The sequence below is a fragment of the Streptomyces sp. NRRL F-5126 genome (assembly GCF_000721265.1).
Taxonomy (GTDB): domain Bacteria; phylum Actinomycetota; class Actinomycetes; order Streptomycetales; family Streptomycetaceae; genus Streptomyces.
The window spans coordinates 137,971-163,531 of record NZ_JOFZ01000006.1 but is presented as its reverse complement, the minus strand read 5'-3'; the positions used below and the strand labels follow the sequence as shown (position 1 = coordinate 163,531).

26 protein-coding genes are annotated in these 25,561 nt (G+C 72.2%); 20 read left to right on the top strand and 6 right to left on the bottom strand.

Features of this window, described 5'->3' with window-relative positions:
- Nucleotides 1-76: 76 nt before the first annotated feature.
- Nucleotides 77-1,792 (bottom strand): chitinase, encoded by a 1,716-nt coding sequence (locus IH48_RS0113565; RefSeq protein WP_030903356.1) that lies wholly within the window; start codon nucleotides 1,790-1,792, stop codon nucleotides 77-79.
- Nucleotides 1,793-2,020: 228 nt separating this feature from the next.
- On the bottom strand, nucleotides 2,021-2,986 hold the full coding sequence (locus IH48_RS0113560; protein WP_078849764.1) for a chitinase: 966 nt from the start codon (nucleotides 2,984-2,986) through the stop codon (nucleotides 2,021-2,023).
- Between the two features lie 209 nt (nucleotides 2,987-3,195).
- On the opposite strand from IH48_RS0113560, the gene IH48_RS0113555 reads away from it, so the two are divergent.
- Both IH48_RS0113555 and IH48_RS0113550 read left to right on the top strand, forming a co-directional pair.
- Nucleotides 3,196-3,570 (top strand): WXG100 family type VII secretion target, encoded by a 375-nt coding sequence (locus tag IH48_RS0113555; RefSeq protein ID WP_030903354.1) that lies wholly within the window; start codon nucleotides 3,196-3,198, stop codon nucleotides 3,568-3,570.
- 195 nt (nucleotides 3,571-3,765) lie between these two features.
- Nucleotides 3,766-4,722 (top strand): NADP-dependent oxidoreductase, encoded by a 957-nt coding sequence (locus tag IH48_RS0113550; protein ID WP_030903353.1) that lies wholly within the window; start codon nucleotides 3,766-3,768, stop codon nucleotides 4,720-4,722.
- Here the strand turns inward: IH48_RS0113550 and IH48_RS0113545 are convergent.
- Nucleotides 4,699-5,964, bottom strand: coding sequence for an MFS transporter (locus IH48_RS0113545; protein WP_030903352.1), 1,266 nt, complete (start codon nucleotides 5,962-5,964; stop codon nucleotides 4,699-4,701). The two genes, IH48_RS0113550 and IH48_RS0113545, sit on opposite strands and share 24 nt — an antisense overlap.
- Nucleotides 5,965-6,111: 147 nt before the next feature.
- Here IH48_RS0113545 and IH48_RS0113540 point away from each other — a divergent pair, with 147 nt between their 5' ends.
- A complete protein-coding gene (locus IH48_RS0113540; protein WP_051839731.1) occupies nucleotides 6,112-7,035 on the top strand; it encodes a LysR family transcriptional regulator in 924 nt (307 codons plus the stop codon).
- A gap of 93 nt (nucleotides 7,036-7,128) precedes the next feature.
- Here IH48_RS0113540 and IH48_RS0113535 read toward each other — a convergent pair whose 3' ends face one another.
- A complete protein-coding gene (locus IH48_RS0113535; protein ID WP_030903350.1) occupies nucleotides 7,129-7,950 on the bottom strand; it encodes an alpha/beta hydrolase family protein in 822 nt (273 codons plus the stop codon).
- A gap of 47 nt (nucleotides 7,951-7,997) precedes the next feature.
- Nucleotides 7,998-8,672, bottom strand: coding sequence for a GntR family transcriptional regulator (locus tag IH48_RS0113530; RefSeq protein WP_030903349.1), 675 nt, complete (start codon nucleotides 8,670-8,672; stop codon nucleotides 7,998-8,000).
- Nucleotides 8,673-8,950: 278 nt separating this feature from the next.
- Here IH48_RS0113530 and IH48_RS0113525 point away from each other — a divergent pair, with 278 nt between their 5' ends.
- The 17 genes from IH48_RS0113525 to IH48_RS0113445 all read left to right on the top strand — a co-directional run bounded on the left by IH48_RS0113525 (nucleotide 8,951) and on the right by IH48_RS0113445 (nucleotide 24,821).
- Nucleotides 8,951-9,868: a hypothetical protein gene (locus tag IH48_RS0113525; RefSeq protein ID WP_030903348.1), complete on the top strand. Its 918-nt coding sequence runs from the start codon at nucleotides 8,951-8,953 to the stop codon at nucleotides 9,866-9,868.
- Nucleotides 9,865-10,581: a Flp pilus assembly protein CpaB gene (gene cpaB / locus IH48_RS0113520; RefSeq protein ID WP_030903347.1), complete on the top strand. Its 717-nt coding sequence runs from the start codon at nucleotides 9,865-9,867 to the stop codon at nucleotides 10,579-10,581. Before IH48_RS0113525 ends, cpaB begins: the two co-directional genes overlap by 4 nt.
- A gap of 7 nt (nucleotides 10,582-10,588) precedes the next feature.
- Nucleotides 10,589-11,848 (top strand): AAA family ATPase, encoded by a 1,260-nt coding sequence (locus tag IH48_RS0113515; protein ID WP_030903346.1) that lies wholly within the window; start codon nucleotides 10,589-10,591, stop codon nucleotides 11,846-11,848.
- Nucleotides 11,849-12,522: 674 nt separating this feature from the next.
- Nucleotides 12,523-12,909 carry a TadE/TadG family type IV pilus assembly protein gene (locus IH48_RS33270; RefSeq protein ID WP_051839729.1) on the top strand — a complete coding sequence of 129 codons (387 nt, stop codon included), beginning with the start codon at nucleotides 12,523-12,525 and terminating at the stop codon, nucleotides 12,907-12,909.
- Complete coding sequence (locus tag IH48_RS0113505) at nucleotides 12,896-13,297, top strand: TadE/TadG family type IV pilus assembly protein (protein ID WP_051839728.1); 402 nt, start codon at nucleotides 12,896-12,898, stop codon at nucleotides 13,295-13,297. The genes IH48_RS33270 and IH48_RS0113505 overlap by 14 nt, the downstream gene beginning before the upstream one ends.
- Nucleotides 13,294-14,709 (top strand): CpaF family protein, encoded by a 1,416-nt coding sequence (locus IH48_RS0113500; protein WP_078849697.1) that lies wholly within the window; start codon nucleotides 13,294-13,296, stop codon nucleotides 14,707-14,709. The genes IH48_RS0113505 and IH48_RS0113500 overlap by 4 nt, the downstream gene beginning before the upstream one ends.
- Before the next feature lie 21 nt (nucleotides 14,710-14,730).
- Nucleotides 14,731-15,681, top strand: a complete 951-nt coding sequence (locus tag IH48_RS0113495) for a type II secretion system F family protein (RefSeq protein WP_030903341.1) — start codon at nucleotides 14,731-14,733, stop codon at nucleotides 15,679-15,681.
- A gap of 24 nt (nucleotides 15,682-15,705) precedes the next feature.
- Nucleotides 15,706-16,596, top strand: a complete 891-nt coding sequence (locus tag IH48_RS0113490; RefSeq protein ID WP_030903340.1) for a DUF5936 domain-containing protein — start codon at nucleotides 15,706-15,708, stop codon at nucleotides 16,594-16,596.
- Between the two features lie 49 nt (nucleotides 16,597-16,645).
- Entirely contained in the window at nucleotides 16,646-17,971 is a 1,326-nt protein-coding gene (locus IH48_RS0113485; RefSeq protein WP_234434240.1) for a sensor histidine kinase, read from the top strand.
- The gene (locus IH48_RS0113480) at nucleotides 17,958-18,683 is read left to right on the top strand and encodes a response regulator transcription factor (protein ID WP_030903338.1); all 726 of its coding nucleotides are present in this window, start codon (nucleotides 17,958-17,960) and stop codon (nucleotides 18,681-18,683) included. The genes IH48_RS0113485 and IH48_RS0113480 overlap by 14 nt, the downstream gene beginning before the upstream one ends.
- 110 nt (nucleotides 18,684-18,793) lie before the next feature.
- Nucleotides 18,794-19,087 (top strand): hypothetical protein, encoded by a 294-nt coding sequence (locus IH48_RS0113475; protein ID WP_324604305.1) that lies wholly within the window; start codon nucleotides 18,794-18,796, stop codon nucleotides 19,085-19,087.
- A 59-nt stretch (nucleotides 19,088-19,146) separates the two neighbouring features.
- Entirely contained in the window at nucleotides 19,147-19,722 is a 576-nt protein-coding gene (locus tag IH48_RS0113470; RefSeq protein WP_158710291.1) for a hypothetical protein, read from the top strand.
- Nucleotides 19,723-19,754: 32 nt separating this feature from the next.
- On the top strand, nucleotides 19,755-20,351 hold the full coding sequence (locus tag IH48_RS0113465) for a hypothetical protein (RefSeq protein ID WP_030903335.1): 597 nt from the start codon (nucleotides 19,755-19,757) through the stop codon (nucleotides 20,349-20,351).
- Nucleotides 20,351-21,010: an OmpA family protein gene (locus IH48_RS0113460; protein WP_037841884.1), complete on the top strand. Its 660-nt coding sequence runs from the start codon at nucleotides 20,351-20,353 to the stop codon at nucleotides 21,008-21,010. The genes IH48_RS0113465 and IH48_RS0113460 overlap by 1 nt, the downstream gene beginning before the upstream one ends.
- A 72-nt stretch (nucleotides 21,011-21,082) precedes the next feature.
- Nucleotides 21,083-21,691 (top strand): (2Fe-2S)-binding protein, encoded by a 609-nt coding sequence (locus IH48_RS0113455; protein WP_030903333.1) that lies wholly within the window; start codon nucleotides 21,083-21,085, stop codon nucleotides 21,689-21,691.
- Entirely contained in the window at nucleotides 21,688-22,689 is a 1,002-nt protein-coding gene (locus tag IH48_RS0113450; RefSeq protein ID WP_030903332.1) for an FAD binding domain-containing protein, read from the top strand. The genes IH48_RS0113455 and IH48_RS0113450 overlap by 4 nt, the downstream gene beginning before the upstream one ends.
- A complete protein-coding gene (locus IH48_RS0113445; RefSeq protein WP_030903331.1) occupies nucleotides 22,689-24,821 on the top strand; it encodes a xanthine dehydrogenase family protein molybdopterin-binding subunit in 2,133 nt (710 codons plus the stop codon). The genes IH48_RS0113450 and IH48_RS0113445 overlap by 1 nt, the downstream gene beginning before the upstream one ends.
- Here IH48_RS0113445 and IH48_RS0113440 read toward each other — a convergent pair.
- Complete coding sequence (locus IH48_RS0113440; protein WP_030903330.1) at nucleotides 24,794-25,528, bottom strand: SDR family oxidoreductase; 735 nt, start codon at nucleotides 25,526-25,528, stop codon at nucleotides 24,794-24,796. The two genes, IH48_RS0113445 and IH48_RS0113440, sit on opposite strands and share 28 nt — an antisense overlap.
- Nucleotides 25,529-25,561 lie beyond the last annotated feature (33 nt).

Below are 25,561 nucleotides of genomic sequence, written 5' to 3'. Positions count from 1 at the left end.
CACGCGCGGCAGCGCCGCCGTGGTGGGGTACGGCGGCGCTGCCTGCCCCCGTGGGGGGTTCTCGGCGATCCACGCCCTACGGCAGGGCGTGGACGTGCGGTCCCACGGTGTTCGACCAGGCGTTGCCGGCCGTGGCATCCCAGTTGGTCGACCAGGTCATCGCGCCCCGCAGCCCCGGCCACGTCGTCGACGGCTTGAACGAGCCGCAACCCGTGCCCTTCGTCAGGCAGTCCAGGGCGTTGTCGACCACGCCGGGCGACACGTAGCCGCTGCCCGCGGCCCGCGTCGACGCCGGCACCCCGATGCCGACCTGCGACGGCGCCAGGCCGCCCTGAAGCTGGATGCAGGCGAGCGCGGTGATGAAGTCCACGGACCCCTGCGAGTACACCTTGCCGTCGCATCCCAGCATCGAACCGCTGTTGTAGTACTGGGTGTTGACCACCGTGAGGATGTCCTTCACCGCGAGCGCCAGCTTGAAGTACTCGGTGCCCGTCGACTGCATGTCCAGCGTCTGCGGGGCCATCGTCAGCACGAAGCCCGAGCCCGCCTTCGCCGCCAGCTGGTGCAGCGCCTGCGCCATGTACGTCGAGTTGACGCCGTTCTCCAGGTCGATGTCGATCCCGTTGAACCCGTAGGTCTGCATGAGCGAGTACGCCGAGTCCGCGAACTCCGTCGCCGACGCGGAGCTGTTGACGGAGACCGTGCCGTTCTGCCCGCCGACGGAGAGGACCACCGACTTGCCCGCGGCCTGCTTAGCGGCGATGTCCGCCTTGAAGTCGGCCGTGGAGGCGTAGCCGAGGGCCGGGTCGAGGGTGAACGACAGCTGCCCCGGCGTGGTGGTCGCATTGGCGAACGCCACCGCGATGATGTCGTAGTTCGACTGCACGTCACGCAGCTTCTGCACGGTCGCGCCGTTGTCGAAGTCCTGCCAGTAGCCGGTGACGGCGTGCTTGGGCACGGATCCGCCACCCGGCGGATTGCCGCCGCCACCCGACGTCGTCGTGGCGCTCACGGCCGCCGACTTGGGCGACTCGCCCGCCGAGTTGGTCGCGGTGACCTGGAACCGGTAGGACGTGGACGCCGCGAGGCCGGAGACCGTCGCGGACGTGGAGCTCGACGACTGCACCTTCGTGCCGTCGCGGTACACGTTGTAGCCGGTGGCGCCGGACACCGCGCCCCAGCCGAGGTGCACGGACGACGCCGTGGCGCCGCTCGCCGCCAGCCCGGCCGGCGCGGCGGGCACCTGCGTGCCCGGGTCGCCGCCCCCACCGCCGTCGGGGCCGACCATCGTGACGTCGTCGGCGAGGTAGGCGGCCTGCCCGTACCAGCCGTGGGTGTAGACGCTGACGGACGTGGTGGACGGGCCTGTCCTGACCGTGGTCGTGAGCTGCGTCCAGCCGCTGCTGCCCGGAGTCCAGGTCTGCGCGTCGCTCGTCCCGGTGCCGGTGGCGCCCAGGTACACGTAGCTGCCCTGCACCCACGCGCTGAGCGTGTACGTGGAGTTCGGCGCGACGGCGACGGTCTGCGCGCACTGCGCGAAGTCCTGCCCGGCGGGCGCGCCGCGCAGCGCGGCGGTGCCGCCGTGCACGGGCGAGGACACCGTGGCGGTGGTCCCGGCCGCGCAGTTCCAGCCGGCGAGCCCGGACTCGAAGCCGCCGTTCTTCAGGACGTTGATGTCGGCGGCGTGCGCGGTGCCCGCGAGCCCCGCGAGGCTCAGCGCTCCCGCGGTGAGGGCTGCGACGGCGCCTCCGGTGACGGTGCGGAGCCAGGATCTGTGCTTGGTGCGTTCCACTTGCTGCCTCCGGGTCGGGGGTCGGGGTGGAGGTGCGGAAGGGGGAGACGGTGGCCACCGCTTGACCCGTAAAATGGTCCAGACCAATGGGCTTGTCAAGACTTCCGGCACGATCCGTCCGACGCGGCCGCCGGCGCCGAGGCCGAGGCGGACACCGATACCGAGGACAAGAACGCCGCCCGCGTGGCGGGCGGCGTCCAGGTCGTGCGCTTGGTGTGCTCCGGTCCCTCAGAGCGAGTGCACGTGCCCCCCGACCGTGCTCGACCACGTGTTTCCCGCGGTCGCGTCCCAGTTGGTCGACCAGGCCATCGCGCCGCGCAGTCCCGGCCAGGTCGTCGGCGGCTTGAACGAGCCGCAACCGGTGCCCTTGGTCAGGCAGTCGAGGGCGTTGTCGACGACCGAGGGATCGACGTACCCGCTGCCGGCCGCCTTGGGCGACGCCGGCACGCCGATGCCGACCTGCGACGGGGCGAGGCCGCCCTGCAGCTGGATGCAGGCGAGCGCGGTGATGAAGTCGACGGTGCCCTGCGAGTAGACCTTGCCGTCGCAGCCCAGCATCGAACCGCTGTTGTAGTACTGCATGTTGACAACCGTGAGGATGTCCTTGACCGCGAGCGCCGTCTTGAAGTACTCGGCGGACGTCGACTGCATGTCGATGGTCTGCGGCGCCATCGTCAGCACGAAGCCGGAGCCCGCCTTCGCGGCCAGCGCGTGCAGCGCCTGCGCCATGTAGGTGGAGTTGAGCCCGTTCTCCAGGTCGATGTCGATGCCGTCGAAGCCGTACTTCTGCATCAGGGCGTAGGCGGAGTCGGCGAACGCGCTCGCGGACGCCGAGTCGTTGACGGAGACGGTGCCGTTCTGGCCGCCGACGGACAGGACGACCGACTTGCCCTTGGCATGCTCGGCCGCGATGTCCGCCTTGAACTGGTCGTCGGACGCGTACCCGACGGCGGGATCGAGGGAGAAGGAGATCTGCCCCGGCGTGGCCGTCGCGTTCGCGAAGGCGACGGCGATGATGTCGTACTGGTCGGGCACGTCCGCGAGCTTCTGGACGGTGGCGCCGTTGTCGAAGTCCTGCCAGTACCCGGTGACCGCGTGGGCGGGGACGGTGGCGGTCGTGACGGGCGCGGCTGTCGTGGCGGGCGCGGCGTGCGCGCTGCCCGGGAGAACGAACCCGACCGCGGCCACGATCATCCCGACAGCCGCGAGGACGGCTGTGCGCAGTGTGCTGCTCTGACGTGGAAGTGGTGCCTGGTGCACTGCATGGCCTCCGTGGGGGGAGAGGTGTGATGCGTGTGGGGGGAAAGCGGTTCCAAGCTGGTCCAGACCATCGCGCGGTGTCAAGACTCCGTACGCGATCGGAAAGCTCCCGAACTCCTGCCACGCCCCGTAGAGTCCGGGCCATGGGCGATGAAAAGGACCTCGACGTATCGGACCACGACCTCACCCACCTGGCGGGCGGCCTCGGCAAGATGCGTGACCACCTGGGCGACCAGGTGCGACGCATGTCCACGCTCGTCCAGACGATCGAGGGCGGCTGGCAGTCCACGGCCGGATCCGGCTTCCAGGACGTCCAGTTGCGTGTGGCCAAGGACGCGGTGCGCGTCGGCGAGCTGCTGCGGGTGGTGGAGGAGGCCGTGCGTCTGAGCCGCGACGGCTTCACCGACCAGGAGCTGGACACGCTGCGGCGCATGCGTGACGAGGAGTCGCACATCGACACGACGGCCGAGGCCAAGAAGCTGCTCGGAGGCGGCCACAGCCGGATTCTGGACGTCTGAGCCGACGGTGGGACGGGGGTGCGCTCCCCGACGTAACGACAGTGACTGACGCTACGTGCTACGGTCCAATCGTAGCGACAGTCCCTGTCGTTACGCATTGTCGCGCAGCGGCCACTGCGGCCGCCTCGGTCCGATCCGGAGAAGAACATGAACGAGCGCACGTCCAACGCCGCCGACCCCGCCTCCGCCGTCACCATGGACGCGGTCCGCTTCCACGAGTACGGCGAGCCCGCCGCCGTACTGCGTCTCGATCGGGCCCCCGTGCCCGGCCCGGGCCCCGGCCGGATACGCGTGGCCGTGCGCGCCTGCGGGCTGAACCCGGCCGACTGGGCCCTGTGCCGCGGGCTGTTCGCCGCCGAACTGCCCCGCGGCATCGGCCTCGAAGTCTCGGGGACCGTCGACGCCGTCGGTGAGGGCGTCACCGGCGTCGCCGTCGGGGACGCCGTCCTGGGCGCGACCGACTACGCCGTCGAGCGGAGCGCCGGTGCGGCGCACTTCGCGGTGCTCAAGCACTGGGCGCCGCTGCCCGAGGGGCTCGATCCCGTGCGGGCCGCCGCGCTGCCGATGGCCGTCGAGACGTCCCACCGCAGCCTCGACCACCTCGGCGTCGCGGCCGGGCACACCCTGCTCGTCCACGGCGCGGGGACCATGGTCGGCTTCGCCGCCGTGCAGATCGCCCTGGCCAGGGGCGCGCGCGTGATCGCCGCCGCGGGCACCACCTACGCCGGCGACCTGCGTGCGATGGGCGCGGCGGTGACCCCGTACGGCGACGGCATGGCGGGGCGGGTCGAGGAGGCGGCCGGCGGGCCGGTGGACCTGGTGCTCGACACCGCGCCTGCCGGTGGCGCCATGCCCGCCCTCGTGGCCGTCGCCGACGGCGATCCCCGCAGGGTGCTGACGGTCAGCGACCCGGAGGGCGCGGCGGCGGCCGGTGCCCGCACCTCGTTCGACAAGGATGCCCCGCGGGCGCTCCACTACGACGTGCTCGGCGAGTTCGCCCAGCGCGCCGCCGAGGGCCGGTTCACCGTCCCCGTGGCCCGCACCTTCCCCCTCGGCGAGTGGCGCACGGCGCTCGACATCAGCCAGAGCGGGCACGCGCACGGCAAGCTCGTCCTGCTGCCCGCCGCGCTACGCGGTCACCTCCCGGCGTGAGCGCGCGGCGACGACCGCGGCGGCGACGGCTCCCGCCGACAGGACCGACGCGAAGCCGATCATGGATGGCTGCAGCGAGGCGTGCCGGATGACCAGGCTGAAGGCGACAGAGGGCAGGCCCATGCCGAGGTAGGCGACGACGAAGAACATGGCGAGAACGCCGGCCCGGGAGGCGGGTGCGGCAGCCATCGCCGCCTGCGTGAGCGCTGCCTTGATCAGCAGGCCGGAACCGGCGCCCGCGAGGCCTGCCGCCACGAGCACGAGCCACAGCGAGGGCTGGTAGAGGGAGACCGCGGTGAGCGCCAGGCCGACCGGGAACAGGACGGTGCCGGTGGCGAGGAGGCTGGAACGGGGGAGCCTGCCCAGGGCGAGTTGGGCGAGCGCGGAGGCGGCGAAGGCCACGGCCACCACGAGGCCCGCTATGAAGGTCGAGCCGATGTGCAACTGGCCTCGGACGATGATCGCGCCGAGCGAGGAGAACAGGCCCATGACGGCGAAGGCGAAGAAGCCCACCGCGGCGGCTCCGGTGAAGGCGGTCCTGTGGCCCGCACGGAGGGCGAACCGGGCCGAACGCCTCTCTCCTGCCGCAGCCGTGGTGTCGACGGTTTCCGGACTCAGCAGCACCGCGACCACGAGCGCGGCCATGATGACCGCGATCACGATGTACGAGGTGTTCAGCGGCGCGGGTACCCACTGCGCGAGTGCGCCCCCGATCAGTGGGCCGAGGGCCAGTCCCCCGAGGTTCGCCGCGGTCGCGACGATCGTGGGTGTGGACGAGCCCGCGTCGCCGGGCCATGCCCGGTGGTACAGGTCGCTGAGGTAGACCGTGGAAGTGGAGGCCATCAGGCCGATGGCGACCCCGGTGAGCAGCCGTCCGACGATCAGCCCTGGCAGGGCGGGCCACGCCGCCATCAGGACGGAGCCCGCTATGGCGACCACCAGGGCGGGCACGATGACGCGCCTGCGGCCGAATCTGTCGGAGAGGTGGCCGAGTGTGCTGAAGGCGAACGCGGCACCCACGACCAGCACGGCGAAGGCGACGGTCACGGTGGTCGCCCCGAAGTGGTCGTGGGCCTGGTACAGCGGCCACAGCGGGGTGGGCACCGTGCCGAACGCCATCAGGACGGTGTACGCGGAGGCCACGAACCAGAACCCGGTCGCGTGGGAGGACCGTGGGCCGCCACTGGCGGCGTGCCGGCCGTGGAGCGAGCCGGGGGCCTCGGGGGTTGCGGTGGAACTCATGTCTTGTGCCCTTTCACCATCAGAACCGGGCTGGAGTGACCCGGCATGGGCGAAAACCGGCGCGGTCCGAAACCCCATACCAGCTCTGGGAGAGCTGGATCAGATACATGGCATCTCATGGAGAGATGGATGCTCCATAATCGAAGGATGGAGCTTCGCCACCTGCGCCACTTCGTCGCCCTCGCCGAGGAGGGCAGCTTCACTCGTGCTGCCGCCCGCGAGCTGATCGTTCAGTCGGGGTTGTCGTCCTCCGTGCGCGCGCTGGAGAAGGACGTCGGCGCCCCGCTGTTCGTGCGAGGGACCCGCCCCGTACGGTTGACGGCGGAAGGCCAGGCGCTGGTCGGCGCGGCACGCCGTGCGCTGGACGCGGCTGCCGCCTCCTACCAGGCCGTACGGGACGTTCGCACCGTACTCACCGGGCATCTGCGCATCGGTGCCATGCAGACGAGCGCCCACGTACTGCCCTTCAGCAGCTGGCTCGCCGGCTTCTCCCGGCTTCACCCGGGAGTGGACATCACCGTGCGTCATCTGCCCGCACGGCGCATGCTCGCGATGGTCCACGAAGGCGAACTCGACTGCGCCATGGTGGCCGCCACGCCGGACGGCGGCGGCGACCTCACCGTGCTCACACTGGCCTCGGACGTCCTGATCCCGGCCTGTGGGCCTGACCACCGCCTTGCCGGCGCCGACAGCGTCACACTGGGCGAGTTGGCCGGCGAACGCTTCGTGGAGACCCACAGCGAGTGGGGGACCCGCACGATGGTCGACGCCGTATTCGCGCAAGCCGGTCTGGCCCGCAGCATCGTGTGTGAGGTGGGCGACTGGGCGCTGCTGGCCGACCTGGTGGCGCAGGGCGTCGGCGTCGCCTTCCTCCCGCGGCGACTCAACGCCGACCTGCTGCCCGCCAGTGCCCGATCGCTGCGCCTGGTCCCGCTGCGCGACGCGCGTGTGGAACACCGCATCGACCTGGTGGCGCCCGAGGGGTACGCGAGCCACCCCGCCGCACGCCGCTTCATGGCTCACGTGCGGCGGCAACTGCGAACGCAGAGCGGCGATACCCACCTCGACTGAGGACGTCCTCGGCCGAGGACGTCCCGTACCGGGACGGGCGCGTGGATCCGTCCCGGTACGGTGGACCCGGCGTCTCGTCGCCGCGCCGGGAAGTCAGACCACCTGACTCCGGCTGCTGCCCGCGGGAACTCGCGTGTCCGCTTCTCCGCCGGAATGCGAGGCGTGGATGTACTGGTCGACCCAGGCGCTGATGATGTGGGCCGCTCGCCGCGCCTGACCCGGTGCGGTCAGAAGGTGGTCCGCTCCTTCGAGTGAGACGAAGCTCCGCGGGTGCCGTGCCTCCCGGAAGATCTGCCCCGCGTTGGAGATGTCCACGGTGGCGTCGGTGGGGGAATGCAGGACGAGCAGCGGCAGGTCCAACTGCTCTATACGCTCCCGCAGGCGGGCACGGTGTACGTCTTCGACGAAGGCGCGCTTGAGCAGCAGGGTCCTCCCGCCGACGAACCACTCGTGCGCCCCCTCGGCAAGCACACGGTCCATCACCTGGTCGTACTGCTTCTCCACGTGGCTGGGGTCGGCAGGTGCCCCCAGCGTGGCGACCGCCCGGACGCCGGTCTCCTTCACCGCTGCCGCGATGGCGGCCGCACCTCCCCAGGAGTGCCCCACCAGCAGGTCCGCCGGCGTTCCTCGCTCTGCCATCAGATTCACGGCGCGGATGGTGTCCTGGACCTTGACGGTGAAGGAGCCGTCCCCCCAGTCGCCGTCGGATTCCCCGATCCCGAGATTGTCGTACCGGAGCATTCCGATCCCCTCACGTGCCAGTCGCTTGCTGACACGGGAGGCGGCGGGCGAATCCTTACCGAGCGTGAATCCATGGACGAAGACCCCCCAGCCCCTGATCTCACCTTCCGGCAGTTCGATCGTTCCGGCCAGCTCGGGCCCGACGACGCTCTTGAATCTCACTTTTTCACGCATGGGTGATTACCTCGCCATGTAGTTCGTACGGTGGGAGAAGCGCGGCGCTACTCGATCCCCGTTGCCGCGATCGCGGTACGCAGCGCCTGGGATGTGCGGTCGATGTGCTGGGCCAGCAGCGCGACCGCGGCGTCGGCGTCGCGACGCACGACGGCGTCGCACAATTGCCGGTGCTCCCCGGCGACGTCGCGGTCGAAGTCGCGCCCCACCGGCAGCGACCAGCGGCGGTAGAGCGTGGCCGCGTCGCGGAGGGTGAGCGCGGCGGCGAGAAGGTGGGAGTTGCCGCAGCCCTCCAGCAAGGACTGGTGGAAGCGCTCGTGGATGGCGAACCACGCGCTGTTCGTCGTGCCGTCCGGCAACTGAACAGGGGTGCCGGCCAGTTGATGATGAGCGGCGACCACGGAAGCCTGCCACGCGAGGTCGCCGCGGGTCAGGGAGCGGCGCAGCACGAGCGTCTCGATCTCGATGCGCGCCTCGGTGAGTTCGTTGAGGGCTTCGAGTGACACGGTGACCACGCTGAAGCCCTGCTGGGGTGCTGCGCGGACCAGCCCCTGTTCCGACAGGCGGGTCAGGGCCTCGCGGACGACGGACTGACTCACCGAGAACCGCTGCGAGAGCTCCACGAGCCGCAGCCGCTGCCCGGGCTCCAGGTGCCCCTGAAAGATCTCCTCGCGAATCCGGGCATACACGACACCTGCTCGTGTCGGCTTCTCCTCAGTCATGAGGAGGAACTGTAACAGAAAAACGACATGAATGGTCTATATCGTTAATCGAAGATCATAACGATATGTCGCGGTTTCCCTTTGGAGCGATATGCCCATGGATGGGCGTCAGTTCGTGTACGGACGGTACGGATGAGGCTTCGAAAAGTGTTCACGATGTCCCTGGTCGTGGATAAAGTGCTGGGACAGGAGCGAACGAGGAACGAGTACAGAGCCCAGCAGGACGTGAGCCGCGACGGCCGGGACGCCGGCGGTCCGGAGCCGAACGGGGAACGAGCGTGCCGACCGCAATCGCCGTCACCAGCCCTGATCTGGTGCTACCGCCCACCGACCGCCAGACCCCGACCGCCGCCGTCCTCCTGCCGCCGGAGCGGCAGCCGCTCGGCGACGCCCTGTCCGCCGCGCAGATGCTCGTCGAGCAGCACGGCTACGTGGTCGTCCTGTACCCGTCCACGCTCCCGCCCGCCCACCGGCGGCGACTGTACGCCGTGCGCTCGCTGCTGGAGAGCGACCGCATCGCCCTGCTCGCCTCCGACCTGCCGCCGCTCGCGCTCGGCGTGCTCGTACGCCAGTTACGGCAGCTGTCCGTCTGCGACTTCAGCCCGGGCGTGGTCGCCTCCGCCGCGCGGCTGCTGTCCCACTATCTCTACGCGGGCGCTGTGCTCGGCTCCGTCGCCCGGCTCGACCGGGTGCCCGTCACCCTCAAGTCACACGCCAAGTCGTGGGTCCCCGGCGCCCGGTTCGCCGTCCTGACCAATCCGAGGCCCGCGCTCGTCACCCTCGGGGGTGCCAGGAAGCAGGACGCCAAGGAAGGCGCCGAGGACGCCGGGCGGCTCGCCGCCCCCGAGTTCGCGGCCAGGCTCCTCGTCGCCAAGGGGCAGCTCGCCACCGAGTGGCCCACCGGGGTCCTCGCCCCCGCCTGGCAGGTCGCATCGGTGGAGGAGTGTCCGCTGCCCGAATCGTCGGCCGGCTGGTGGGGCACCGCGCGCGCCGTCGAGTTCGCCGCCTTCCTGCCCGACATCACCGTCCTCTACCAGCTCGTCTCGTCCGTCAGGCGGGAGGTGTGCTCGTGGTGCGGCATCGAACTGATCGGTGACCGCTGCGGATTCTGCTCGGCGCCCATCGCGCCGCCCCCGCGCTCCCACCGGCGCGCCGCGGGCGCCCTGGCGCCAGGAACCCGAGGAACACGCCCATGAACTCACGGCAGCGCCGCGGCATCCTGCTGCTGCTCGTCTCCGTCCTGTGCGCCGTCGCCGCGTTCGCCGGCGTGCTGATCGTCATAGGCGACGTGGACTCCAAGGTCGGCCCCGAGGTGACCGCCTACGAGCTGGGGCAGGACGTCGCCCCCTACACGCCGCTGAAACGCGATCAGTTCACCAAGGTGACCATGCCGAAGCGTTGGCTCTCCCCGACTGCCGTCACCGACCTGTCCCAGGTGGACGGGAAGATAGCCGTCACGCGTCTGGAGAAGGGCTCGCTCCTGCAGAGCGACATGATCGTGCCGAAGCCCGCCCTCGGTCCTGACGAGGAGGAGATCGCCATCATGATCGACGCCGAGACCGGGGTCGCGGGCAAGATCACCCCCGGGTCGCGTGTGAACATCTTCGCGACCTTCGCCGGCGACGGGAAGAACGGCAAGGCGGACACCAACCAGTCCCGCATCATCGTCAGCGGCGCCCGCGTCATCGACGTCGGCAGCATCACCGCGCTCCGGCCCAAGGACGACAACCGCGCCACAGGACCCGAGCAGGCCGTGCCCATCACCTTCGCGCTCACCGCGAAGGACGCCCAACGCGTCGCGTACGCCGAGTCGTTCGCCGAGCACGTACGGCTGGCGCTGCTGCCGGGCGGCACGCCGTCCCCGGTGCCGCCGGGGCAGAGCGTGTACACGCTCGAAGGGGACAAGTGAGCACGGCATGAGCACCCGCATCCTCCCGGCCGTCGCGCACCCCGACGCGGCCCGGGCCCTCACCACCCTCCTCGGCCAGCTGCCCGACGTCGAACCCGCCTCTCCCGTCGGCGACTCCACCGCCCTGCTCGACACGCTCGCGCGGCTCGCGGCCGAGTCCGTCGACGCACTGCCCGAGGTCGTACTCGTCCACGAACGCATCGGGCCCGTACCGGCGTTGGAGCTGGTACGGGAGACCACTCTGCGCTTCCCCGCCGTCGCCGTCGTCCTGATCAGCTCGGAGCCGGGACCCGGCCTCTTCGCCGCCGCCATGGACGCGGGCGCGCGCGGTCTCGCCGCGCTGCCGCTCTCGTACGAGGAGCTGGCCCAGCGCGTACAGGCCGCCGCGGCCTGGTCGGTGGGGGTGCGCCGCCACCTCGGCCAGGGCGTCGAGCTGTACGGCGGCCCCGGCGGCAGGGTCGTCACCGTCAGCGGCGCCAAGGGCGGTGTCGGCACGACCGTCGCCGCCGTCCAACTCGCCCTCGCGGCCTGCGCGTCCGGCATGTCCACCGCGCTCGTCGACCTCGACCTGCAGTCGGGCGACGTCGCCTCGTACCTGGACGTGCAGTTCCGCAGGTCCGTCGTGGACCTCGCCGCCATCCAGGACATCTCGCCGAGCGTCCTCCAGGACGCCGTGTTCCTGCACCACACCGGCATCGGCCTGCTGCTCGCGCCCGCCGAGGGCGAGCGCGGCGAGGAGATCAACGACCGGGCCGTGCGGCAGATCGTCAGCGCCCTGCGCAGCCGGTACGAGGTCGTCGTCGTCGACTGCGGCACGCAGATGAACGGCGCCAACGCGGCCGCCATCGAGACGGCGGACACCACGCTCCTGCTGACCACCCCCGATGTCGTCTCGGTGCGGGCGGCCAAACGCCTGGTCAGGCTGTGGGAGCGGCTGCAGATCCGCAAGGCGGCCGAGACGGTCGCGGTCATCAACCGCCATGTGCGCACCAGCGAGATCCAGCCGCCGCTGGTCGAGCGGATCACCGGCACCAAGGTGTCGCGGACGGTGGTGCCCGCGCACTTCAAGGAGCTGCAGGGCGCGGTCGACGCGGGCCGCATGCAGGACCTGGACGCCAAGTCGGCCGTCAGGCAGGCGCTGTGGGGCCTGGCGGGCGAACTCGGCATCGTCAGGGCGCGGGCGGGGGAGGAGAACGGCAGGGGCGGACGGTTCAGGGGCGACCGCGGCTCGGCGGGCACCTCGCGGCGCTCCCGCCAGAAGCCATGACCGGCACGACGAGCGGCGCGCGCGGCAGCGCGCGAGGAGCCGAGTCCGAGGGGGCACGGTGAGCCATGGGTACGCATCGGACAGCGGCGCGCGGCATCCGCGTCTCGGACGTGGGCGTCCGAGACGCGGGCGCATCCGGCGCGGGCACGTCCGTGACGGACGCTCCCGGCGTAGGCGCCTCCGGCATAGGAGCGTTCGGTCGGGGTGCTTCCGGCGCGGGCGCCTCCGGTGTGGGCGCGTTGGGTCGGGGTGCTTCGGGCGCGGGCACGTCCGGTGCGGACGGGTTGGGTCGGGGTGCTTCGGGCGCGGACGCGCCCGGCGTGGGCGCGTTCGGCCGGGGTGCTTCCGGCGCGGGCGCCTCCGGTGTGGGCGCGTTGGGTAGGGGTGCTTCCGGCGCGGCGGGCACGGCCGACCCGTGTGCGCCGCGCGCGGACGGCGGCGGCGCGCGTCGCGAGCGACGCGGTGCCGCACGCACAGCCCGCGTGCGGGTGCGTGATGTCCGCGCGCGCCGTCCACGCGCGGCGACGGGTGCGTGGCGCACGGCCGTGCCGGGTACGGGCGGCGACCCTGCATCCGGTGCTGGGGCGGCGAGTGGCGCGCGCACGCGCGTGGCCGGGACACGGGGCGGCGCCCCGGGGCGAGGCGAGTCGCGTGCCGCGCGCGGGGCGCGGACATTGCGCCGCCGGGTCGCGGCGCGGATCGCCGCGCTGCGCGGGGACCGGGGGCAGGCCGCCATCGAGTTCACCGGCATGATCCCCGTCATCCTCGTCACGCTCGCCCTCATGTGGGAGGCCGCCCTCGTCGGCTACGCGTTCTCCGTGGCCGGTGACGCGGCGGACGAGGCCGCGCACGCCGCGGCCGTCGGCGGCGACTGCCAGGCGGCCGCGCACCGCGCGCTGCCCGGGGCGTTCCACGCGAGCGCGAGCTGCGGGCCCGGCGGGACGATGGCGACGGCCGACGTGAAGATCGGCGTGCCCGTCCTCTTCCCGGGCTTCGCCCTCCCGATCGACGTGACGGGCCACGGCGCCGCCGTCCAGGAGGACCAGCATGCGGGTTCGTGACGGGAGGGGCTCCAGGCGTGACGGCGGGCAGGCGGCGCTGGAGTACGTCGGCGTCGTCACGCTCCTCCTGTTCGTCGCGCTCGCGGCCCTGCAGCTCGGCATCGTCGCGTACACCGTCCAGCAGGCCGGCACGGCAGCGCGGGCCGCCGCGCGCGCCGCCACCTACCGGGAGACCAGGGGCGACAGCTACCAGGCCGCCGGGCAGGCCGCCATGAGCGGCTGGCTCGACGGGCGGTTCAGCGAGACGCCGACCGGCACGGGCATCGAGGTCACCGCCCGCGTCCACATCCCCGCGCTCATCCCCCTGTTCGATTTCGGCGACGCGACGCGGAGCGTGACCATGCCCCTCGACACGCTGCCCGGCACGGCCCAAGGAGTGACGAAGTGAGCCTGCGTTCCCGCATCGCCGCCCCCGAGCCCGCGGGCGGGCACAGCCAGGAGAGCCTGCTCGTCGCGGCCTACAGGACCAAGCTGCTCGAAGAGATCGACCTCGCTGAGATGTCCGCGCTCGCCGCCGCCGACCGCAGGGCGCGGCTCGAACGCGTACTCGGCCACATCATCAGCCGCGAGGGGCCTGTCCTCTCCAGCGCCGAGCGCTCGCAGCTCATCCGGCGGGTCGTCGACGAGGCGCTGGGCCTCGGCATCCTCGAACCGCTGCTCGAGGACGCGTCGATCAGCGAGATCATGGTCAACGGCGCCGACCAGGTCTTCGTCGAGCGCGGCGGCCGGATCGAGAAGCTGCCGCTGCGCTTCAGCTCCGACGAGCAGCTGATGCAGACCATCGAGCGGATCGTGTCGACCGTCAACCGCCGTGTGGACGAGGCCAATCCGATGGTGGACGCCCGCCTGCCGTCGGGCGAGCGCGTCAACGTCATCATCCCGCCGCTCTCCCTGACCGGCCCCATCCTCACCATCCGCCGCTTCCCGCGCTCCTTCACCCTCGCCGAACTGATCGGCCTCGGCTCGCTCGACGAGCAGATGATGCTGCTGGTCGCGGCGCTCGTGCGCGCCAAGTTCAACGTGATCGTCTCCGGCGCGACCGGTACAGGCAAGACGACACTCCTCAACGCGCTGTCCGCGACGATCCCCGACGGCGAGCGCATCGTCACCATCGAGGACTCCGCCGAACTCCAGCTCCAGCAGCACCACGTGATCACGCTGGAGAGCCGGCCCGCCAACGTCGAGGGCAAGGGCGAGATCACCATCCGCGACCTCGTGCGCAACTCCCTGCGCATGCGGCCCGACCGGATCATCGTCGGCGAGGTGCGCGGCGGCGAGACGCTCGACATGCTCCAGGCCATGTCCACAGGACACGACGGCTCGCTCGCCACCGTGCACGCCAACAGCGCCGAGGACGCGCTGATGCGGCTGCAGACGCTGTCGTCGATGTCCGAGGTCGAGATCCCGTTCGGCGCCATCAAGGACCAGATCAACAGCGCCGTCGACGTCATCGTGCAGCTCACGCGGCACGCGGACGGCTCGCGCCGCATCACCGAGATCGCCGTCGTCGACTCGTACGGCCACGAGGAGTACCGCATCGTGTCCGTCTGCCGCTTCCTCGCCGAGCCGATGACGCCGGACGGCATCGTGCACGGCCGCTTCGCGTACTACCCGCTGCCCCGCGCGGTCGCCGAGCGGCTCTACATGAAGGGCGAGAGCGTCCCGGCGGGCTTCGGCGTCGCCCGCACCGACGAGCAGCTCGCGACGCGCGGCTCCGCCGCCCTGCGGCTGCCTGCCGGCCGCCACGGACCGCCCGCCGGGCAGCTCCAGGGCCCCGTACCGCCGCCCGCCACTTACTGACCCGAGGAGGCAACCCGCACCATGGACAAGACCGATCTCTCGCTCATGACGCTCGGCGCGACGCTCCTCGCCCTGCTGTTCGCCGTCCTGGGCGTGCACACCTACGCGGCGGGCCGCTCGCAGCGCCGCGAGCTGATCGCCAGGATGGCGGAGGCGGAACGCCCCCAGCTTCCCGCGGGCGGCCGCAGGCCGCGCTTCGCCGGGGTGGACCGCAGGCTGCGCCGCACCGGCCTCGGACACCGCATCGACCGCAAGATCGCCGTCACGGGACTCGACCTGACGCCCGGCGAGTTCGCCGTCTACACGGTGGCGGGGCTGCTGGTCGTGTACTTCGTCGTCGGCTCGTTCTTCGCGCCCTTCTTCGGCGTACTCGCCGCGCTGGCGGGGCTGTGGGGCGCCAACGCCTTCCTCACCTGGCAGCGGACCAAGCGCACCGAGGCGTTCATCAACCAGCTCCCCGAGCTCACCCGGGTGCTCGCCAACGCCACGCAGGCCGGGCTCGCGATGCGCACCGCCCTGTCGATGGCCGCCGAGGAGCTGGACGACCCGGCGGGCGAGGAGCTGCGCAGGGTCTCCGACCGGCTCGCCGTCGGCCACGCCTTCGAGGACGCGCTCGACGAGCTCGCCGCCCGGCTGCCGTCACGCGAACTGGTCGTCCTCGTCACCACGCTCGTCCTGTCCAACCGCGCGGGCGGCCAGGTCGTCAGCTCGCTGCGCAACCTCACCAAGACCCTGGAGGAGCGCAAGGAGACCCGCAGGGAGGTCACCACGATGCTGTCGCAGATCAAGGTGACGGCCGTCGCCGTGCCCGCGCTCGGCCTCGGCTTCCTCCTGCTGATCAACCAGGCGACGCCGGGGGCGCTCGACCGGATGACCGGCTCGGGCGTCGGCCGCATCGCGACCGTACTCGCGTTCGCGCTCTACGGCGCGGGCCTCTTCCTCATCCGCCGCATGTCCGCCGTACGGGTCTGAGCGGGAAGGACAACGGGACACCCCATGACCGCACTCGCACTCGCCGCCGTCCTCGGCCTCTCCGTCTACGGGGCCTTCCACGGCATCCGCATGTACCGCGCGGACGCCAAGCTCCCCGAGGACCTGAGCGTCGCACTCGAAGTGGGCGCCACCAGGACCTCCGCCGTCGGCTCCGGCATCGACAGGGTCGGCATGCGGTTCGCGCCCGTGGTGCTGCGCCTCATGGGGCCGCGGCGCGTGGGCGCGCTGCGCAAGAGGCTGGACCGCGCGGGCAACCCCGGCGGCCTCACCGTCGACCGTTACGCGGCACGGCGCGCCGTCTTCGGCGGCCTCGGCGTCGTCGCGTCGCTCGCCCTGACGGCCAACGGCCAACTGCCCCTCGGGATCGCGGCGCTCGTGTTCGGACTGGTCTGGACGGACGTCGTGATCCGCGTCGCCACGCGCAGGCGCCGCGCCGACATCGAACGCACCCTGCCCGACTTCCTCGACGTACTCGCCGTCGTCGTGTCGGCCGGGCTCGGCTTCCGCCAGTCGCTGGAACGCGTGGCGGAGAGGTACCAGGGCCCCTGGGCCGACGAACTGCGCGTCACCATCCGCCAGATGGACCTCGGCGTGCCGCGCAGGGAAGCGTTCGACCAGCTGCGGCGGCGCAACGACAGCGAGCAGGTGTCGATGTTCGTCAGCGCGCTCCAGCAGGGCGAGGAACTCGGCGCGCCGATCGTCGACACGCTGATCCAGATCGCCGAGGACATGCGCCGCACCGACGCGCAGAACGCGCGGCGCACGGCGGCGCGCGCCGTGCCGAAGACGACGCTTGTGGTCACGCTGGTGATGCTGCCGGCGACGCTGCTGCTGATCGCGATGAGCTTCTACTACGGGTCGGGGGTGGACTTCGGCCAACTGCTGGGCGGCTGAGACGGCGTACGGACACGGTGACGACGATCGCGGGGAGGAGGGACAGCCGGTGCGACGGACGAGGACGCGTACCCGGGGCGGCGCGCCACGGCACGTGCCGCCGCTGCCCTTGCAGGTCAACGCCCTGCAGGCGCTGTGCAGGCAGGTCCTCGGCTTCCGCATGGCGATGATCGTGCTGGCGACGCCGTTCGCGCTGCGCGGCACCGCGCACGGCCTGCCGATCGTGCTGGTCGGCGCGGCCGTGCTCGTCACGTTCATGGTGTCCTACGCGCTCGTGCGGGACTGGGAGCGCTTCGGGCCCGTCCTGCTGCGCCACCCGGCGCTGCTCGCGGTGGACATGCTGTTCGGCGCGCTGCTGCTGGTCACCGCGTCGCCGGACTCCACGCTCGCGTACGTCACCCTGTGCACGCCGCTGCTCGCGGGGCTCGCGTACGGGTGGCGGGGCGCGGCGGTCTTCGCCGTGCTCCAGGCACTGCTGCTCGCCGGCGCGTACGGCGTGACCGGCGGCGGTGGCGAACGCGGCCTGGGCGTGCTGCTGCTGCCGGGGCTGTGCGTCGCGGCCGGCGCGATCGGCAGCTCGCTGCGCACGTTCCTGCTTGACCTGGGGGAGGCGAGCCAGGCCCTGGCCGACGCCAGGTCGCGGCTGGCGGCCGCGGGCGCCGTGGACGAGGAACGGGCCAGGCTGGCCCGGGAGATGCACGACTCGGTGGCCAAGACGCTGCACGGCCTCGCGCTCGCGGCCGACGGCCTCGCGGGGTCGGCGGGCGCGATGGACCCCGACGCGGTCAGGCTGCGCGCGGAGCTCGTCGCCCGCTCGGCGCGCCGGGCGGCGGCCGAGTCCCGCGAGCTCCTGTCCGACCTGCGCCGGGCGCGGACGGCGGGCGACGGGTTCGGCACCGACCTGCCGACGGAACTGGCCGCGCGCGCCGCCGAGTTCCGGCAGCGGCACGGCATGCGGGCCACGTACGGGACGGCGGGTACTGGGGGCTCCTTGCCCAGGATCCCGGAAGCGATCGCACGCCAGGTGCTCGGCGTTACGGCCGAGGCGATGGAGAACGCGGCGCGGCACGGCGGCGGCACGCTGGTCGCGGTCACGGCCGGGGCCACCGCCGACGGCAGGCTGCGGGTGAGCGTGTACGACGACGGGTGCGGGCTGCCACCCGGCACGACCCTCGAAGAGCTGCGGGCACGAGGCCACTTCGGGATCGTCGGCATGGTGGAGCGGGCCGCGTCGATCGGCGCGCGGATCAGGGTCGGCAGGGGCGAGGCGGCGCGCGGCACGGAGGTCCGCCTGGAACTCCCGCTGCCGCCGCATCCGCACGCGCGCGAGCCGGGTCTGGGGCGCGAGGAGGTGACGGCCGGTGAGGCGGGCTGACGCGCTGCGCGTGGTCGTGGCGGACGACAACCCGGTGGTGCGCGCCGGGCTGACGGCGCTGCTTTCCGACCGCGACGACATCGAGGTCGTCGCGGGCGCGGCCGACGGCCGCGAGGCGTACGAGGCGACGGTGCGCACCCGGCCCGACGTGGTACTGCTCGACGTACGGATGCCGCGGTACGACGGGATGGCGGCCCTGCCGTACCTGGTGCGGCTCGCGCCGGTCCTGATGACGACGTACAGCGGCGAGCCGGGGACGGTCCAGGAGGCGCTGCGGCTGGGGGCGGGCGGCTATCTGGTGCATGGCGAGTTCACGGCGGACCAGCTGGTGGAGGCGGTACGCGGGGTGTGCGAGGGCCGGCCCTACCTGACGCCGTCTGCGTCGAGCGCGGTGCTCCGGGCGCTGCGGGGCGCGGTGGCACCCGTGCCCAACTCCCCGCCCTTCCCACAGTCTTTGCAAGAGCAAGCGAATGTGGGACATTCGTCGGGGCTGAGTGGGCGGGAGGTGGAGATCATGGACCTGATCGGCTCGGGCATGACGAACCAGCAGATCGCCGCCGCGTGCTTCATCAGCCAGAAGACGGTGAAGAACCACATCAACCGCATCTTCGCCAAGCTCGGCGCGGGCAGCCGCGGCGAGGCGATCGCCCGCTGGCACGGCACCGCGGGAGCGGGAGCGGGAGGGGGAGGGGGTTCGCGGGGGCATGACTGATCGCGAGTGGGCCCACGGTTGGGCCCAGGGACCCACGCGCACGGCCGCGCGGGGGACTTACGGTGCCGGGGTCACCAGTGTCACAGGCCGTGAGGAGGCCGTGACTGGGGATGACAGTGGCAGAGGTGACGGAGGTGACCACCGTGACGCACAGGACGCTGGGGGCCGCGGCGAGGGCGCGGGTGTACGTCGGCACGTGGGCGAACACGACGGCCCGCGCACTCCGCCGCGCGGGTCGCGAGCGCGCTCGCGCTCGCGACCGGGGTCAGGGGTCGATCGAGTACCTCGGGATCATCATCCTGGTGGCGCTGATCATCGTGGCGATCGTGGGGACCGGGATCGACAACACGATCGCCAACGCGCTTCGCACCGCGGTCAGCAAGGTCACCGGCGCCGGCGGCTGACGCCGGCGGAGCGTGAATCCGGGCAGGCGGCCGCGCTGTACATCGTCATGGTGGCGGGCGTGCTGTTCGCGGCGCTCGCGTTCTTCGTCTACGGCCGGGCGGGGGCCACGCGCAACGGCGGCCAGTCGGCCGCGGATGCCGCGGCCCTGGCCGCCGCACAGCAGTCACGGGACGACTTCAAAACGGCCTTCCTCGCGGGCGTCCTGGATCCGGACTACTTGAAGAACGTGTTCGACGGGAGCGTCACAGGGCCTCCGGGTGGCGCTTGCGACGCCGCATATGCGTTCGCTAGTGCAAACAATGCGGATGTGCGGTCCTGCTCGCCGCTGGGCGGTGGCCGTTGGGGGTTCACCGTCGGTGTCATCACCCGGAACACGGTCGGGAAGAGCGTCGTGCGCGGCACGGAAGGCGTCAAGGCGCAGGCGAACGCCACGGCGATCGTCGAGCCCCGCTGCAGCTTCGACCCGTCCGACGCATCTGCCGCCCAGCCTGCCGGCGGCGGCCGGGGGCGCGGCAAGCAGACGTCTCCCGGGGGCCTTCTGTGCCCGGGCGGCGAAGTCGTCATCGACCCAGACCACCTGAGTGATCTCCCGGACATGTCCGATCTGTTCACGGTCCGGCTGTCCGACCAGTGACCCGTACGAGCGATGAGGGAACGGCAGTGACGATGATGTGGCGTGACACGCGCTTGCGGAGGGCGGTGTGGGCCGTTTCGGCCGCGGCCACGCTGACGGTGGCCCTGGCTGCCTGCGGCGGCGGTGGGACGGACAACGGCAAAGGCAAGCAGGGCGCCGCCTCGACCTCGGTGACTTCGGCCCCGGCGTCCCAGGCCCCCGCAGGGGACGGCACGCCGTCTCCCACGGCCACGCGGACCCTCGGGACACTGCAGGGCACCAACGGCCTTGAGCTGGTCATCCAGTCCGCCGTCCGCGACCAGGGCGGCTTCCTGACCCTCTCCGGCGTCATCAAGAACACGTCGAGCTCCACACAGTTGGCGCCCATCCAGTGGGCGGGCGACGAGACCCAGGTCAAGGAGAAGGGGCTGTCGCTTGCAGGCATGACACTGGTGGATCCCAAGGGCAAGAAGCGCTACTACGTGCTGCGGGACACCGACGGGTACCCGCTCACCACCATGGGGGACTTCAATTTCTCCGCTGGGCAGACGCAGCCCTTCTTCGCGCAGTTCCCGGCGCCCCCGGCGTCGACGACCCAGGTCGGTGTGGACCTGCCCACGATGAACACCGCGACGATTGCGATCTCGTGATGCCCGCGCCCAAGCGGCGGCCCGCGCCCAAGCGGCTCGCGCCCAAGCGGCCCGCGCGCCCCGGCGCCGTCGTCCTCCTCGCGCTCGCGCTCGCGGTCCCCGCGACCGCCGGCCCAGCCCGCGCCGACGACACGCCCCTGCCGCCCGGCGCCGCGCAGACCTCGCCGCCGCCTCAGGTCGACGCGCACGCCCCGGGCCTCAAGCTCCGCGCGGGTGCGACGCTCGCGCCGGCGCGCGTGCTCGACATCGTGTCCGTCGTGGAGTCGCAGGGCGGCGAGGAGCGCCGCTCCGACACGCCGGACTCCGTGACGTTCGCCCTCCAGGCCGAGGTCCTCTTCTCCAAGGACAGCGCCAAGCTGTCGCACGACGCGACCGACCGGATCGCCGCCATCGCCGACGTGGTCACGAAGCAGCACGCCACCACCGTCCGGGTGTTCGGCTTCACCGACAACCTCGGCTCGTCCGCACACGGACTCGTGCTGTCCAAGCAGCGCGCCGAGGCCGTGCACAGCGTCCTCGAACAGCAGCTCTCCGACGCCGGCATCACCTACGAGATCCGGGGCTACGGCGAGGAGTACCCGATCGCGGACAACAGCACCGAGGCCGGGCGCAAGAAGAACCGCCGGGTGGAGGTCACCTTCCCCCGCACGACCTCCTGACGGGTGCCGCCACCTGTGTGAGCGGCCGCCGCGCACCGTGTGACGCGCGCCGGTACCGGGAACCCTCGTGCGATGAACACCGACATCACCGTGCACGTCGACGGCGTCCCACGCCGGCTGACCGTCGACACGCGCACCACGCTGCTCGACGCCCTGCGGGAACGGCTGGGGGTGACGAGCCCCAAGAAGGGCTGCGACCACGGGCAGTGCGGCGCGTGCACGGTGCTGTCCGGTGGGCGGCGCGTGCTGAGCTGCCTCACCCTCGCCGTCACGCAGGACGGCGCCCAGGTCGTCACCGCCGAGGGGCTCGCCGCCGAGACCGTCACCGCCGAGACCGTCACCGCCGATGACGCGCAGGACCTGTCACAGCACGCCGACGCGCACGAGGACGCCCACGCCGCCGGCCGCCGCCTGCACCCGGTGCAGCGTGCCTTCATCGACTGCGACGCGTTCCAGTGCGGCTACTGCACCCCCGGCCAGGTCGTGTCCGCCGTGGGCATGCTCGACGAGTTCGCCAAGGGCTGGCCGAGCGCCGTCACCGGCGGCACCGGGGTGCCCCGGCTCGACCGCGCCGAGGTGGCCGAGCGGATGAGCGGCAACCTGTGCCGCTGCGGTGCCTACGTCAACATCGTGCCCGCGGTGCAGCAGGCGGCCGCGGCCGGTACGGAGGTGGCCGGGTGAGGCCGTTCGACTACCGGAGCCCGGCCGACGCCGCGGCCGCCGTGCGTACCGTTGCCGCCGACCCGGACGCGGTCTTCCTCGGCGGCGGCACGAACCTCGTGGACCACCTCAAGCTGGGCGTGGCCGAACCCGACCTCGTCGTCGGCGTCACCGACCTGCTGCCCGACGGGGTCGAGGAGCTCGGCGGCGGCGCCCTCAGGATCGGCGCGGGCGTCAGCAACAGCGAGCTCGCCGCGCATCCCCGCGTGCGCGAGTGGTTCCCCATGCTGTCCCAGGCGCTGCTCTCTGGCGCGTCAGGCCAGCTGCGCAACATGGCCACCACCGGCGGCAACCCGCTGCAGCGCACCCGCTGCGTGTACTTCCAGGACGTCACCACACCGTGCAACAAGCGCACGCCCGGCTCGGGTTGCTCCGCGATCGGGGGCTGGACCCGCTACCACGCGATCCTCGGCGCCTCCGAGCACTGCATCGCCGTCCACCCGTCCGACATGGCCGTCGCGATGGCCGCGCTCGACGCTCGGGTGCGGGTGCTCGGCCCGGGCGGCGAGCGCACGATCCCCTTCACCGACCTGCACCGTCTGCCCGGCGACGCGCCGGAACGCGACACCGTGCTCGAACACGGCGAGCTGATCACCGCGATCGACCTGCCGGCCCTGCCGCTCGCACGCCGATCCGCGTACCGCAAGGTGCGCGACCGCGCCTCGTACGCGTTCGCACTGGTCAGCGTGGCCGCCGCACTCGACGTCGAGGACGGTGTGATCGCCGGCGCGCGCATCGCGTTCGGCGGCGTCGCACACAAGCCGTGGCGTGCGTACCGTGCCGAGGAGGCGCTGCGCGGCGCCGACGCTTCGGACAGCAGCTACCGCGCCGCCGCCGACGCCGAACTCGCCGACGCCCGGCCGGCCGAGGGGCTCGAAGGCGGCAACGCGTTCAAGATCCCGCTGCTGCGCCGCACCCTCACCGCCACCCTGCGCGACCTGGCCCGAGAGGACGCCTGATGACCTTCCTGAGTGACACCGAAGCCATCGGCCGGGACCTGCCGCGCCGCGACGGGGCAGCCAAGGTGCTCGGCTCCGCCACCTACGCCTTCGAGACCCCGCTGGACAGCGCGCTCCACCTCCACCCCGTGCAGTCCACGATCGCCCGTGGCCGTGTCACGGAGCTGGACACCACCGCCGCGGAGGCGCTCGACGGTGTGCTCGCCGTGCTGACCCCGGGCACCACCGAGCGCCTCGCCTCCACCGAGGACAGGGAGCTCGCGGCCCTCCAGGACGAGGAGGTGGGCTTCCGCGGGCAGATCGTCGCCGCCGTCGTCGCCGACAGCTCCGAGGTGGCGCGGCACGCCGCCGCGCTCGTCCGCGTCTGCTACGAACAAGCCGCACACGACACCGAGTTGCGGGCCGACCGCGACGACCTGTACACGCCGGACGCGGTGAACCCCCACTTCCCGAGCGACACCGCCGAGGGCGACGTCGACGCCGCGATGGCGGCCGCCGAGGTGACCGTCGACGAGACGTACACCACCGCGATGTACCACAACAACCCGATGGAACCGCACGCCACGACGGCCCTGTGGGACCCGGAGGGCGACGGCTTCCTCACCCTGTGGGACTCCACGCAGGGCGTCCACTCGACGCGCACCACCATCGCGTCGGTGTTCGGCCTCGACGAGGACCGCGTCCGCGTCGTCTGCCCCTACGTCGGCGGCGGATTCGGCTCGAAGGGGCAGCCGCACGTCCATGTGGTGCTCGCCGCGCTGGCCGCGCGCGCCCTGCCCGGCAGGCCCGTGCGCCTCGCCCTGACCCGCCGGCAGATGTTCTCCCTCGCCGGCCACCGCACGCCCACCATCCAACGCTGCAGGCTCGGCGCCGACCGCGCCGGCACGATCGCCGCCCTCGCCATCGACGTCGTCGAACGCACCTCCCGCATCAAGGAGTTCGCCGAGCAGACGGGCATGCCGGCGCGCACCATGTACGCCTCGCCCAACCGGCGGACCACGCACTTGCTCGCCGCCCTCGACGTCCCCGTGCCGTCCTGGATGCGCGCCCCGGGCGAGTGCCCCGGCATGTTCGGGCCCGAGGTCGCGATGGACGAGCTCGCGGAGCGCCTCGGCATGGACCCGGTCGAGCTGCGGATCCGCAACGAGCCCGACGTCGAGCCGGGCTCCGGCAGGCCCTTCTCCAGCCGCAACCTCGTCGGCTGCCTGCGCGAGGGCGCGGCCCGGTTCGGCTGGTCCGAGCGCGACCCGCGGCCCGGCGTGCGCCGCCGCGGCGACTGGCTGGTCGGCACGGGCGTCGCGTCGTCCACGTACCCGACGTACCGGATGGCGCAGTCGACGGCCACGATCCGCCTCGAAGGCGACCGCTACGTCACCGAGATCGGGGCCGCCGACCTCGGCACCGGCACGTGGACGACGCTGCCGCAGATCGCCGCGGACGCGCTCGGCGTCCCGGTCTCACGGGTGGAGGTGCGCATCGGCGACACCGACCTGCCCATGGCGTCGGTGGCCGGCGGCTCCTCCGGCATGACGACGTGGGGCTCGGCCGTCGTCGAGGCGGCGCGCGCCTTCCGCGGCAGGTACGGCACCGAGCCGCCGGACGGCGCGGAGGCGACGGGCAGCGTCGGCGACCCCGACGAGCACTACGCGATGCACGCCTACGGCGCGCAGTTCGCCGAGGCGCACGTCAACGTGGACACGGGAGAGGTGCGCGTGCCGCGCCTGCTCGGCGTGTTCGCCGCGGGCCGCATCATCAACCCGCGCACGGCGCGCTCCCAGTTCATCGGCGGGATGACGATGGGCCTGTCCATGGCGCTGCACGAGGACAGCGTCCTCGACCCGCGCACCGGCCACGTCGTCAACCACGACCTCGCCGAGTACCACATCACGGCCAACGCCGACGTCGACGAGATCGACGCACACTGGCTGACCGAGCACGACCCGCACGTCAACGCCATGGGGTCGAAGGGCATCGGGGAGATCGGCATCGTCGGCACGGCGGCCGCGGTGTCGAACGCGGTGTGGCACGCCTGCGGTGTGCGGGTGCGCGACCTGCCGGTCACACTGGACAAGCTGCTGCCCGCGCTGGAGGAGCTGCCCCGCGCTCAGGCCCGGGCGAGCCAGTCCTCGTAGTGGGTCGGGGCGAGGCGGGCGCCGCGGTTCGTCAGGACGTCGCCGCGGACCGCGGCGAACATGCCGGCCGTGCCGTCGGTGACGACGCTGCGCCCGTCGCCCTTGGCGGCCAGGGTGAGCCGGCCCAGCTCGTCCAGCTGGTACACGTCGGGGCCCGCCACGTCGACGGTGCCGTTCAGCGGAGCGCCCGCGGCGACCTCGCTGACGGCCGCGGCCACGTCGGCCGCGGCGATCGGCTGGATCGGTGTGGCGGGCAGGCGGACGGTGTGATCGTCGGAGGTCCAGGAGAATGCCGCCTCCATGAACTCCATGAACTGGGTGGCGCGCACGATCGAGTAGGGGACAGGACCGGCCTTGAGGATGTCCTCCTGGAGCACCTTCGCCCGGTAGTAGTCCAGATCCGGCACCTTCTCGACGCCGACGATGGACAGGATGACGAAGTGCCGGACGCCGGCCTTCGCGCTCGCGGCGAGCAGGTTGTCCATCGACGTCCGGAAGAACCCGGCCGACGCGTCGTCGAACGTGGGGGAGTTCGTCAGGTTGACGACGACCTCGGCGCCCTCGACCGCCTGGTCGAGGCCCTTCCCGGTGAGGATGTCCACCCCGGTCGACAGGGAGTGCGGCGTCGCATGGTGCCCCGCCGCGTTCAGGTCCTCCACGACGCGGGACCCGATGAGCCCCGTCCCTCCGATGACTGCGCACTCCATGGTCCGGCCCTTCGTCATCCGGCGCGCGGCACG